General features: G+C 45.0%; 12 protein-coding genes. 3 read left to right on the top strand and 9 right to left on the bottom strand.

Translation table 11 applies throughout. The annotated features are described in order from the left end of the window. Positions 1 to 9 precede the first annotated feature (9 nt). Together AC5JPT_RS12725 and ybeY are read left to right on the top strand one after the other, a co-directional pair. Positions 10 to 1,095 carry a PhoH family protein gene (locus tag AC5JPT_RS12725; RefSeq protein WP_493858481.1) on the top strand — a complete coding sequence of 362 codons (1,086 nt, stop codon included), beginning with the start codon at positions 10 to 12 and terminating at the stop codon, positions 1,093 to 1,095. 350 nt (positions 1,096 to 1,445) lie between these two features. After that, complete coding sequence (ybeY, locus tag AC5JPT_RS12720; protein ID WP_493858307.1) at positions 1,446 to 2,075, top strand: rRNA maturation RNase YbeY; 630 nt, start codon at positions 1,446 to 1,448, stop codon at positions 2,073 to 2,075. 34 nt (positions 2,076 to 2,109) lie between these two features. Here the strand turns inward: ybeY and AC5JPT_RS12715 are convergent, their stop codons facing one another. Both AC5JPT_RS12715 and AC5JPT_RS12710 read right to left on the bottom strand, forming a co-directional pair. Then, entirely contained in the window at positions 2,110 to 2,985 is an 876-nt protein-coding gene (locus AC5JPT_RS12715; RefSeq protein ID WP_493843578.1) for a mechanosensitive ion channel family protein, read from the bottom strand. A 164-nt stretch (positions 2,986 to 3,149) separates the two neighbouring features. After that, positions 3,150 to 4,037: an energy transducer TonB gene (locus AC5JPT_RS12710; protein WP_319049922.1), complete on the bottom strand. Its 888-nt coding sequence runs from the start codon at positions 4,035 to 4,037 to the stop codon at positions 3,150 to 3,152. Positions 4,038 to 4,551: 514 nt separating this feature from the next. On the opposite strand from AC5JPT_RS12710, the gene AC5JPT_RS12705 reads away from it, so the two are divergent. Then, entirely contained in the window at positions 4,552 to 5,331 is a 780-nt protein-coding gene (locus tag AC5JPT_RS12705) for a hypothetical protein (protein ID WP_493853458.1), read from the top strand. A 93-nt stretch (positions 5,332 to 5,424) separates the two neighbouring features. Here AC5JPT_RS12705 and AC5JPT_RS12700 read toward each other — a convergent pair whose 3' ends face one another. From AC5JPT_RS12700 to nuoI, 7 genes are all read right to left on the bottom strand, one after another. Further along, entirely contained in the window at positions 5,425 to 6,255 is an 831-nt protein-coding gene (locus AC5JPT_RS12700) for a ferredoxin--NADP reductase (RefSeq protein WP_493858306.1), read from the bottom strand. A 176-nt stretch (positions 6,256 to 6,431) separates the two neighbouring features. Next, the gene (locus tag AC5JPT_RS12695) at positions 6,432 to 7,910 is read right to left on the bottom strand and encodes an NADH-quinone oxidoreductase subunit N (RefSeq protein ID WP_493843582.1); all 1,479 of its coding nucleotides are present in this window, start codon (positions 7,908 to 7,910) and stop codon (positions 6,432 to 6,434) included. A gap of 3 nt (positions 7,911 to 7,913) precedes the next feature. Next, complete coding sequence (gene nuoM, locus AC5JPT_RS12690) at positions 7,914 to 9,539, bottom strand: NADH-quinone oxidoreductase subunit M (protein ID WP_319049918.1); 1,626 nt, start codon at positions 9,537 to 9,539, stop codon at positions 7,914 to 7,916. A gap of 3 nt (positions 9,540 to 9,542) precedes the next feature. Then, the gene (gene nuoL, locus AC5JPT_RS12685; RefSeq protein ID WP_493843583.1) at positions 9,543 to 11,417 is read right to left on the bottom strand and encodes an NADH-quinone oxidoreductase subunit L; all 1,875 of its coding nucleotides are present in this window, start codon (positions 11,415 to 11,417) and stop codon (positions 9,543 to 9,545) included. Positions 11,418 to 11,421: 4 nt separating this feature from the next. Then, positions 11,422 to 11,730 (bottom strand): NADH-quinone oxidoreductase subunit NuoK, encoded by a 309-nt coding sequence (nuoK, locus tag AC5JPT_RS12680; RefSeq protein WP_025653102.1) that lies wholly within the window; start codon positions 11,728 to 11,730, stop codon positions 11,422 to 11,424. Between the two features lie 98 nt (positions 11,731 to 11,828). Then, positions 11,829 to 12,584, bottom strand: coding sequence for an NADH-quinone oxidoreductase subunit J (gene nuoJ, locus AC5JPT_RS12675; protein ID WP_493858305.1), 756 nt, complete (start codon positions 12,582 to 12,584; stop codon positions 11,829 to 11,831). Then, positions 12,581 to 13,129: an NADH-quinone oxidoreductase subunit NuoI gene (nuoI, locus tag AC5JPT_RS12670; RefSeq protein WP_021813437.1), complete on the bottom strand. Its 549-nt coding sequence runs from the start codon at positions 13,127 to 13,129 to the stop codon at positions 12,581 to 12,583. The genes nuoJ and nuoI overlap by 4 nt, the downstream gene beginning before the upstream one ends. Positions 13,130 to 13,156: the final 27 nt, after the last annotated feature.

The raw sequence follows: 13,156 nt of genomic DNA, 5'->3' as shown, positions 1-13,156 counted from the left end.
ACTGATACCATGAGCCGCCGTATAAAGTTTGAATTTCTAACGCCAGCACAGCTAAAAACCGTGCTGGGTGAATACAACAACCACATGAAATATATTCAAGAACGCCTCGATATCAAAATCATGCAGCGCCAAGGTGATTTCTGCCTGAGTGGCGATGTGACCGCTGTTGAGCGCGGTGAACGTATCATCTACAAGATGGTAGATGAAGCTCAAAACACCAAAGATATCAGCGCAGAAGAGCTGCACCTGATGATCCAATCGAGTATCTCACGCGATGAAGATATGGACAATGAGGAAGATGACGATATCGAAGATGAAGAAGACTTAGATGAGGCCAGTGAGTTTACGCCTATTAGCTTGCGCACACGTAAAGGTCGTATCATCCCGCGCGGTGGCAACCAGCAGCGCTATGTAAAAAATGTCTTAAGCTCTGATGTCTCGTTCGGTATCGGACCTGCTGGTACTGGTAAGACCTATCTTGCGGTCGCTTGCGCGGTGGATATGATTGAGCGCAACGAGATCGAACGTATCTTACTCGTACGCCCAGCCGTAGAAGCAGGCGAAAAATTGGGTTTTTTGCCAGGGGATCTAACGCAAAAGATTGATCCATACTTGCGTCCATTATATGACGCGCTTTATGAGATGATAGGGTTTGAGAAAGTCGGTAAAATGATCGAGCGTCAAATTATCGAGATCGCACCGCTTGCTTATATGCGTGGTCGTACGCTCAACAACTCATTTGTCATTTTGGATGAAGCACAGAACACCACACCTGAGCAAATGAAAATGTTTTTGACGCGTTTAGGCTTTGGCTCACGTGCGGTAATTACTGGTGATATCACTCAGGTCGATTTGCCCCGCGGTCATAAGTCAGGTCTCGCACAGGCGATGGATATCTTAAAAGACATCGAAGAGATTCATATCACCAAGTTTGACTCAAAAGACGTGGTACGCCATCAGTTGGTACAACAAATCGTTGAAGCTTATGATGTGTTCGACGAAGAGCAAATGGCTCTAGAAGAGAAGCGTAAATTTGAACGTATCAAGGAGCAAGAGCGTAGACAAGCTGTGGTTAACGCGGCTGCCAAACTATAAAGATATTTTTGAAAAGCTTGGTTCTAACAAAGACCGGATTACTCAGGGTAGTCCGGTTTTTTCTTACTATGCATTACTTAATTTTGCATAGGTTTAGCCTGCTCTAAATGCTGTCTCGCTTTTTAACCATTGTCTGCTCACAACTTAGCGGTAGTCGCCTTCATGGTGTGGTCGATAATCAGCTAATTATACGAGTAAAGCACTAACTAACGAGTCTATTTAGCAATCGTGCTATGTCAGATGCCACTATCTTGAATAGCACTATCTTGAATAGCACTATATTTAAAAGATTAACTAAAATATAGTGCAGCTGTTTATATGCGACCATCTACAATAAAAAGGATAATGATATGAGCCAATCTGACAATACTAATATTGATGGTGCCAATGTTGATAATACTGATACTGATAGTAATGCTATGAGTCATGATGCGGAACTCGCAGCACTTGATATCAGTGCAGCCGATAGTATTAGTGATGAGGTATTAGATGCGTTTTATGATCGTGCTCATCTACTGTCTGTGATGAGGGCTGTTTTGGATTATATCGATGAGCGTGTCGATAAAGGCCTGACCCTACCCTATTTTGCGGATATAGATAACGAGCTGTGGCAAGACAAATCTAAAGCATTGGACTTATACATTACTGATGAGATTGAGGGACGCGCTCTAAACTTAGAAGCTCGCGGAAAAGACTATCCAACCAATATTTTGTCTTATCCAAGTGAGTTACCTACTGCGATCATCGGTCTTATGCCAACGTTACCGCTTGGTGAGCTTATTATCTGTCATGAAGTGATGGTACGTGAGGCGCAAGAACAAGACAAAACCCTAGCACAGCACATTAGCCATCTACTGGTACACGGTATGCTGCATTTACTAGGGTTTGATCATGAGCTTGGACAAGCTGAGCAAGATGAGATGGAGCGTTTCGAGATTGAGATTTTGGCAGGTCTTAACCTACCAAATCCGTATATCTAACACAGCTGTTTTTATCAATTAGTCTTTAGTCCAATTAGTCTTTAGATAGTGGTAGTTTTTGTGCTTGACCCATTTGATTGATCATATGATCCAGACCTTTAACATGGACGCTACGCTGCGGGAATGGAATCTCAATTTTTTCATCATCTAGTGCGTGCTTGAATTGCTCAAGCAATTGGCACTGCATTGACCACCAGTCATCGTTGGTGGTCCAGACGTTCAGTGTCAAATCAACTGAGTTGTCGCCTAGATTGGTCACTCGTACGATAGGCTCAGGGTCGGTAAAAGACAGTGGGTTGTTTCTGGCTAGGCTCAGCATGAGATCTTTGGCTGTTTTGATATCTGCATCATAGCCAATCCCAACTGTAATATCGACACGGCGATTGGGTAACGCAGTGTAGTTGACTACTGGCGATGTTGTGATATCACTGTTCGGGATAATGATATCGTGATTGTTGATCGTCGTTAGATGGGTGTTGACCAAGTTAATCTCTGTCACTGTACCTGTATAGCTACTGATCTGCACATAGTCACCGCGCACAAACGGACGAAAAGTCACAATCATAATCCCAGCAGCAAAGTTTGACAGCTGATCCTTTAGTGACAGACCAACGGCAACTGCAGCACCACCCAAAATAGCAACGACCGATGTGGTTTGCACACCTACCTTACTGAGAGCAGCCAATGCTACCACGACCAACAAAACACCGTATAACAAACGACTCAAAAAGCTGGCAACCGTAACATCTAAATGGCTACGAGTCATCAAACGATCTGCAAAAGCGACAGCCTTCTTGGCAAGCCAGCGCCCGACGATGAATATTAATATGGCTAGTGCTACCTTGATGACTAGCTCTAATGCATTGCTGGTGAGCGCTGCAACATCTACTGTAAAACCTAAAAATTCCATACTGACTCTTTATTCTATAGCGGTGTATTATAAATTTGGGTACTAGTTACTTACCATTATCTTGTTTGCAATGGCTATCGCCAAACAATGATTTTCGCCAAAATAGTATGACGCATTCATTGCTACTCTATGTTCGCTTATCGTGTTACTTACTTTCTCTAACGTTAGTACGTGACGTCCACTGTGTCACTATAACGATAAGTACGTATCAGGCGCAGCTCAACGATATCACGCATATCTTTGGTAAATGGTCCAAAGGGTGCTGCCTGCCTGACTGATTGCTTGGCTGCTTCATCCAGTATCGTCGAGTTTGAGCTTTCAAGCAGACGAATGGCCTTAATATTGCCGTTATTACTGATGATAACCATCAGCCGCACTTCACCTGTGATACCTTGCGCCCGCGCTTGCACAGGATAATGCAAGTTACCGACACGCTCGACGTGTTCACGAAAAGTATTGATATAATCTGCTGCCGCTCCGCGCGTGGTCGAATTACTATCCATCGTCACCACTTTGGACTTGGTCGCATAGACTTGCTGACGTTGAGACAACTGTGCTTCCAAAGTCGCGATTTGCTTACGCAGACGCTCCTCTTGTGCCATTAGATCGTCTTGTGCTTGTTTACTGTCATTATCCGACTCTACGCTCGCCTGCCGCCAACTCAACGTGGTGCGCAGATAGCTCTCTTGATAGCGCTGCTGTCGTACTTGACGCTGTAAATTGATGACGTCTTGCGTCTCGCTCATTTGCTCAGCAGACAGTGGGCTTATTTGGTCATTCTCTTGTCTGAGCTGCTCCTCTACGGTACCGCCCCCTGCTTGTGAGGCGTTGGCAATAAATTGAGCATCCTCATTTGGTTGCATATTATCGGTCAATGCCTTTGCGACATCTTGCATCATTGCTGCAGGGTCTTTACCCATCGAAAAGCTGATACCAAAAATAATCAACACGTGTATGGCGACCGCAATAACGACTGCCACAGGTAAGCTCACATCGCGTTTTGGAGGCTGCGCTGAAAAATGGTAGCTTTGTGAGTCTTTGATATAGGCCACAGTAGGTCTCTGCTTATGGATGCCGTGTATCAGTAACCGCACTTTTCAATAGCTACGATATAAGCACTGTAACGACAGGCACGATATATGTTGGCGCTATCATAACATGACATAGAATTATGTCGCTAGCTTAACCATCAACGGTATTGCTTTAACCTTATCATTTACTACTTGTGTCACTCGATACTGTGTCATTGAATATCGTTCTCACTGAAAACTTTCAGTTCGAGCAATAAGTCATATTTATCTTAGTAAGAATCACATTCTCAAAATCATGATAAAACAGATATAAGGCTTGTGATATCAAATGAATTGTCATAAAACGCATGTGTCCATTTTGAAGCCACTGTATTTGTTATATACTGTTTTAGCACTGTGACACTGAGCACCCTATTATTCGGTGCAAAATTATTGTCTACTGGTATCTGTTACGAGGTTTTCGTTTATACCTGATGCCAGTACGCTGTGTACCACCTATCGAATGATAAGCCCTATAATTGTAAGGATAATAAGTTTGAGTGACTTTGATAACGTGAACAATTCAGACAATTTTGACGAGTTCTTTGAGAATATCGGCTATCGTTTTGACGAGTCACTCGGCAACGGTTGGGATCGCATTGCCCAGTCGGTTCGAGACATCTATAACCGAACCACGGAAAAGCTTGAAGACGAGATATCTTTACCCATCGCACAAACCTACGTCAACGATGCGCTACAAAATTTTGTGACGGACAATGTAAAGGCAATATTAGAGCTGCGTGTTGAGCTGCACGACGACTGGTTTCGCCTTTACTGTACGGTCGATGCAGGCGGTATATATGCTGAAATCGCCAGTAATTTTAGCTTGATCCATGTACAGCTTGATCGCAACGTCCAGCGCTTTGTATTTGGTCAACAAACCTATACCGACATACTAAACCTACGCTGTGAGTCTTTTATCAAACGTCAAGGCGTCAAGCTTGCTATCTGGTTTTATCATAGTGTCCTCAAAAAAGACCCGCTGGGCTTTATCCTCTCTTATGTCAATATCGCACGGCCAAAAGACGAGGTCATTTACCTCGATATCAATCGCTGGCTAAAGAACAACAAAAAGATCATGGGCGCTTTGTATAAGGTGCAGGTAAATTACGGTAAACTCGAAGAAGATCAGATGGTTTTGAAGGCTCAAGTCAACTATCGCGACCTGCTAGCCTCAACAAACAATGAAGATATTATCGGTGATGATGACGAGCCTCAAATCATGCAAGGCCCGATCAATCCTATCGACGATGCAACGGAACCTAGCCAAGAATAGTGCGCTAAATTAAAACCTCAGTGCATAAAAAAACGCTGTATCTAAAGTCTAATGACCTCAAAGATACAGCGTTTTTTGTGAGATTGACTATGACTACCAGTAATTCTCGACAGCGATATTGCCTTCACCGCGGCGATTCATTACCAGCCCTAGCGTTTTCAGTGCTTCTTTGGTATCTTCTACCATATCTGGATTGCCGCATAGCATGACATGAGTCGTATCAATATCCAAATCGATCCCTGCACTCGCTTGTAACGTACCCTCTAACAATAACTTAGGCAAACGCTCTGATAGTGCACCTTCGACAGTCTCTCTTGTGACAATGGGGATAAAAATCAGTTTTGCTGGGTTCTCAACTAGCGTGCCAAAGTCTTCTTGCAAGCGCTCGATCTGCTCAACGTAAGCAAGCTCTTCTATCGAACGTGCACTATAAGCTAGTACGATATGCTCGTAGTCTTCCCATGTCTTTAGATCTTGTAGCATCGATAAAAATGGTGCAAGACCCGTACCTGTCGCAAGCAACCACAGATCCTTTGGTAATGGTTTTTGATAACGTGCTAATGTCAAAAATCCAAATGGCATGGTGTTGAGCAGTAACTCATCGCCTACTTGCAAATGCTGCAACTGCGACGTAAAGGCACCATCAGGTATCACAATAGAGAAAAACTCTAGTACCTCATCAAACGGCGAAGACACAATCGAATATGCACGGAATATATCTTCATTCAATGCCGCATCGGTAGCGGCATCATCTGCTTCGTTCTGCTCTTGGTAATATTTTAGTTGACTAGGATTGACCCCTAAGCGTACAAACTGCCCTGCTGTGAACTTAAAACTTTCAGGACGGCTGACGGTAAAGCTAAATAGATTGGGCGTCCAGGTAGTCTTACTAAGTACCGTTACCGTTTGAATATTATCACTCATAATTATTCGTCACTCATACTTTGTTAAGCTGTATTTTTATCAGAGACCCTCGCCAGGTAAGTAACAGCAAGCGAAGGCAGGCAAAAAAAGATGCGCCAAGCTTATCATAAAGCGGGCGCATCTTGGTTTTTTAACCGTAACAGGAGATAAGGCTTACCTACTGCTCAATCTTGATACTACCAAATACGAGCCAAGCTTGCCCACTCAATCATGCTGTTCGGCAAGATACCAAAGAACAGAATAATCGCTGTGACCGCAATGACCATGATACCACCGGTACGAATACCCCATTGTCCAGAGACATCAAACTCAATGAACTGCTTAGGACGTTTGAATAGCGTAAGTAAAACGCGCAAGTAGTAGAATAGACCAATCGCACTACCCAAAATAATCATCGCAGCCAAGAACCAATTGGTTCCTTGTACAGCAGCCAAGATAGCAAATAGCTTTGTGATAAAGCCTGCCGTCAGTGGAATACCAGCCAATGACAACATCATGATAGTCATCACAGCGGTCAGTACTGGACGACGCCAGAATAACCCCTGATAGTGAGTCAGCTCGTCAGCTTCACCAGATAAGCGGTATGGGCTCGACATCAACGTCACAACACCAAAGGCACCAATAGAGGTAAAGGCATAGACTGCCATATACATACTAGAGATACTATCAGCAGCTGAGCCAATACTGACGATAACAATCATCACATAACCCATATGGGCAATAGATGAGTAACCGAGTAGGCGTTTGAGACTGGTCTGACGAACTGCCAATAAGTTACCCACTAAGATAGACAAGGTTGCCATTACCATTAGTAGCATTTGTACTGATGGTAGTGCTAATAACGCCGTATCGATCAAGAAGCGAACCGCTAGCGCCATCATCGCAACTTTTGATACAGAGGCTAAAAAAGTAGCGATAGGTGCTGGTGCCCCTTCGTACACATCGGGTGTCCACATGTGAAAGGGAGCTGCAGAGAGCTTGAACGCGATACCAAACATCATCATCGCCGCGCCCAAAATCAATAGTGGCGACTCAAATAAATTACCCAGTACCATGTTGATTGGCTTAAATGCCAGCGAGCCTACTTCTGCATAGATAAAGGCCATGCCCATCAGAAGCGTCGCTGATGCGGTCGCCGATAGCACCAAATATTTAAGTCCCGACTCAAGCGACTGGTTACGCATATACGTATAAGCCAGCATCCCATACAGCGGTACTGATAGCATCTCTAGACTCATAAAGAACGATGCCATGTGCTGCGCGCTTACCATTAATAGTGCACCAGTGGTCGCTAGCAACATGAGCAAGTATAGCTCTTCTTTATTGTCTTTGAGGTTGGCGAGGTACGCATACGATAACGTACAGCAAGCCAAGGCACAGACAAAAATCACTACCATATTAAACTGAGCGAAGTTATCAATAACAAATAACTGCTCAGCATTTGGCGCAATAGCACCGCTCTCGATTAGACCAGCCATTTGCCCTAATAAGGTAAATAGACCGATGTTTAAGCCGACCACCGTAATCGTACCAGTGACCATATGAGAGCGTTTAACAGTGAGTGCAATCATCACCACGAGTACCGTAATGACCACGGCAATGATCGGCGCGTAAGGTAACAATCCTATCAAATCATTCATCTTAATCTCATTCATGACTTAACGTGCCTCCATTACATCAAGCAGTTGCGATGCATCTACCTGCGTCACTTGACTGTATATATATGCATTGTTGATCCACTGCATCGCATGACTTGACGTATCAAGGAATGGCTGTGGATATAGTCCAAGCCATACCAAACCCGCCGCCAACATCAGTAGTAGTGACAACTCACGTTTGCCAAGATCTTTAAGTTTACGAACAGGTAGGCCATGTGACTTGGTTTCTCGCTCTGCCAATGCAGCAATGTTGTTTTCACCAAACAATGCGCGATGAATCAAAATAAGTGAGTACAGACCAGCTAGTACCAAGCTAAATGTTGCAAACACCACAAACACAGGATACTGAGCAAATGAGCCAAATAAAATCATGAACTCGCCAATGAAGTTGCCTGTGCCTGGGATACCCAATAACGCGGCACAGAAGAACATCAGGATCGGCGCGTAGTAACGGAACTGACCCCACATACCACCCATCAAGGTCAAATCACGAGTATGCAAACGCTCATACAACTGCCCTGCCATAATGAATAATGCCGCTGAACTCAAACCATGAGCAAGCATCTGAATCATCAGACCTTGTAAGCTGAGCAATGTCCCTGCATAGATTGCTAGTACCACAAAACCCATGTGCGAGATGCTGGTATAAGCGAGCAAACGCTTCATATCGGTCTGCATAAACGCAAGCCACGCGCCATAGAAAATACCGATCGTACCCAAGGTAATCGCTATCGGCGCAAACTCTTGTGACGCTACTGGGAATAATGGCAAGACAAAACGAATCAGACCATATGCAGCAGTTTTAATCAAAACACCTGCCAAATCTACCGAACCAGCTGTTGGTGCCTGCGCATGCGCATCTGGCAACCAACCATGGAAAGGAATAATTGGCAATTTCACCGCAAAGCCAATAAAGAAGCACAGCATGATTGGATATTCCCAGCCGCCAAGAGACGTACCGAGCAAATCATTATAGTTGAAGCTCACCACCCCTTTTTGCGCGTAACTGATAATAACCAATACCAAGATACCAATGAGCATGATAAGCCCAGACGCTTGGGTATAAATAAAGAACTTGGTTGCGGCATATTCTTTGGTTTTACCAACCACATCATGACCCCAAATGGCGATCAAGAAGTAGATCGGAACCAGCATCATCTCCCAAAAGAAGAAGAATAAGAACAAATCAATTGCTAAGAAAACCCCGATGACACCGCCCAAACTCCATAACAAGTTTAGGTGGAAAAAACCAACACGGCGCTGAATCTCATTCCATGAACAGGCAACAGCTGCCACACCTAGCAAACCAGTCAATGCCACCATCATCAATGACAGACCGTCTAATGCTAAATGAAAACTAATACCGAAGCTTGGTATCCATGGCACACTGAACTCAGCGACCCAAGGCACCGCCGCATCTGGCGCAATGACCTGCTTGCTCATACCGCTAAAATCACCTTGCTGCCAAAGTACCAATGACAACGCAAAGGTCAACGTCATACCAATTAAGGCAATCCAGCGCGGCAGACGTTTATTAAATCGCTCTACCAACCAGCATAGCAACCCTGCAATAAAGGGAATTGCGATTAATGCTGGTAGCATCCACGTTTGTTGTAATTCAATCATCTTTTACACCACCGTCATCATTACCAGCACCAGCAATACAGCCATACCCAAACCAAAGCTTGTAGCATAACCTCGAAGTGACCCTGTTTGCGTCGCAGACAATACTTTGTTACCTACTGAAGCCAGTTTAGGTAATGTTAGCCACGTTTTATCGATAGGGTCGGCTTTAAGTAAGCGGCCGATGAACAAAAAGGGTTTTACAAAAATCACATCATACAGCGCATCAAAACCTAGGCCATGGTAGCACCAGTGATATAGTGCCGCGCCGATACGTGAGCGCTTAAAGCTGGTCAGCATGCGACCTTTATTGACGACGTATAATAGTGCTGCCAATATCAAACCTGCTACCATCGCACCCATCGCAATATACTCTGCGGTGTGCTTAGCGTGATCTTGACCTGCAACTTCTAACAGATGACCCACACTCTCCGGCAATACGCCTTGTAGTGGCGGTGTAATCCATGCACCAACGGCTGTAGATAGCACGAGTAATACCGTCAACGGTAACCAATACGACACCCCTGATAGTTTATGCGCATGGGTTTTTTCTTCACCAAAGAATATGATCCAAATCATACGGAACGTATAAATCGCGGTTAAGAAAGCACCAAATACACCCATATAGAATAGTACTAAGTGACCTGTTGCATAAGTTTCCCAAAGAATCGCTTCTTTAGAATAGAAACCAACGGTAACCCAAGGTATCGCAGCGAGTGCACCGCCACCGACGATATAGCACCAAAATACCAATGGTATCTTTTTGCGCAGACCACCCATCTTAAAGATATCTTGCTCGTGATGTACCGCAAGGATGACCGCCCCTGATGATAAGAACAGCAATGCTTTAAAGAAAGCATGGGTCATTAGATGGAAGATAGCCCCTTGCCATGCGCCTACGCCAAGTGCTAGGAACATATAGCCAATTTGACTCATGGTCGAGTAAGCAAGGATACGTTTGATATCTGTTTGCGCGAGCGCACAGAATCCAGCAACGACAAGCGTCAATGCACCCACGCCGCCAACCCAATACAACAAGATGCCCGGCGTCAGTTCAAACAATGGATGTAAACGGGCAATCAGATAAACCCCTGCCGTTACCATCGTCGCAGCGTGAATAAGTGCTGATACAGGTGTTGGACCTGCCATCGCATCAGCAAGCCATGTATGTAGTGGCAACTGCGCTGATTTACCCATCGCGCCGCCAACCAACATCATGGTCGTTAGCATCATCGTTGGATTGTTGATGTCAAACACTTCCGGCGCACGCGTAATAATTTCTTGAATATTGAGCGTACCGAACTCGCGGAATAATAAGAACAAACCAAAAGCCAAGAACACATCACCGACACGTGTGACGGTAAAGGCTTTCATTGCTGCAAGACCATTGGCTCTATCGTGGTAATAATAACCAATCAATAGATACGAACAGATGCCCACGCCTTCCCAGCCAAGATATAGCAGGAACAAGTCGTCTGCTAGCACCAGTAACAACATACTGGCTACGAATAAATTCATATAGCTAAAGAAGCGCGCAAAGCCAGTGTCGCCTTTCATATACCAAGCGGCAAACATATGAATCAAAAAGCCAATCCCAGTGATCACGCCCGTCATAGTCAGTGCTAAGCCATCAAAGCTCAACCCAAAGTTTGGCGCAAAGTCGCCCACTTGGAACCATGTCCACAGCGGAACCTGTACGACCGTTCCTGCTGAATTGGTGGTCAAAAAGGTATAGCTAACCACCAGCGTACATAATGCTGATAGCAACATGCTACCTACGCCAACAATCGCTGCGACCGTCTCTGATAATTTGTCGCGCATAAAGGCTAAAATCAAAAAGCCAATGAGCGGGAATATAAAGGTTAATGGTAATAAACTCATGACATCATCCTTTCATCTCATTGGCGCTATCGACATCGAGATGCCCACGCTGATGATAAAAACGCAATAATATTGCCAGACCAATTGACGCCTCGGCCGCAGCCAAGGTCAAAATAAAGATAAACATAATCTGCCCGTCTGGATCGACCCAGCGACTCCCCGCCACTACAAATGCCAATGCTGCCGCATTCATCATGATCTCAAGGCTCATAAGCATAAATAGGAAGTTACGTCGTACCATGACACCGCACAGACCAATGGCAAATAAAATTCCTGCCAAAATCAGTCCATGGCTCATGGGTATCATACCCAATACGTTCTGCGCCTCGGAAACTGGCTGTACTAAGCCTGCCACCTCGTGGGCAAACGGCACGTTTGACACATCTTGTGCCACGCTTGCTGCTAGTACCATTAGTCTGACTCCTTGCGCGTGACTTTGTTCGTACCTACTTGGCTACCTATTTTCATGCCTACCTTCGTATCAACCTTCATGCCTACGTAGTCATGCGGGTCAACATCTTTATATTCGTAGGGCTTAGCCATTTGTACGGCGTCATGCTCTGTGTGGGTGCTGTCATTATCGTACAACTCAATACTACCCACGCTCGGCTGAAAGTCTTGGCTATCGTTACCAACGATCTCTTCATCGATTGATTCTTTACCCAAATGATAGGCTGCAACCAGTGCCGCCAAGAGTAGCAATGCAGCCACTTCAACCAGCATAATATATTTGGTAAATAACACTGTACCCACTGCTTTGGCAGAGATTGTTGTACCGCCCATCATGACTGCATCATCGTGATTAAGACCGATCATCGCATATAGCACAACTACAATAATTATCGTCAATCCTGTTGGTATCGCCCAAGTGCCCGCATCGAGCCAACGCTCTTCACGCTCGTCATTACTCATACCCAAATTGAGCATCATGATCACGAAGACGAATAGCACCATAATGGCACCAGCATAGACGACAATCTCTAGCGCACCAGCAAATGGTGCACCGAGTACAAAAAATATCCCCGCGATGGCCAGTAATGACACAATCATCGATAAGATAGCATGTACTGGATTGGCCTGAGTCACGACGCGCAAACTGGCAAATATAGCCACTGCCGCCAGTGAATAAAACCCAGCCAGTTCAGGATGGTTCAAAATATTCATCATGGCAGCAAGCTCCTTAGATCAATCGGTGCCGCTTCATTTTGCGCGGCGCCTTTTGGTTTGTCCGCTACCGCCATACCTGTCACACGATAATAGTTATAATCAGGATATTTACCTGGTCCTGAAATAAGCAAATGCTCTTTTTCATAGACCAAATCTTGGCGCTTATATTCACCCAATTCAAAATCTGGGGTCATTTGGATGGCTGTCGTTGGACAAGCCTCTTCACACAATCCGCAAAAGATACAGCGCGAGAAGTTAATACGAAAAAACTCTGGATACCAGCGTCCATCGTCGCGCTCGGCTTTTTGTAATGAGATACACCCTACCGGACAGGCTACTGCACACAAGTTACAAGCGACACAGCGCTCGTCTCCATCAGGATCACGCGTTAGGACAATACGTCCACGAAAACGTGGCGGTACCGGTACCGGCTCTTCAGGATAAAGAATGGTGTCACGCGGTCTAAGCGCATGACTGTTGACCATCCACATGCTGCGGACAATGGTAAATATACCAATGACGGTCTTTTTTATGGTAGTAAACATGGGATTATTATCCTTATCAGCTTTACC

The organism is Psychrobacter sp. H26, assembly GCF_059073035.1.
This window is presented reverse-complemented; position numbering and strand designations above follow the sequence as displayed.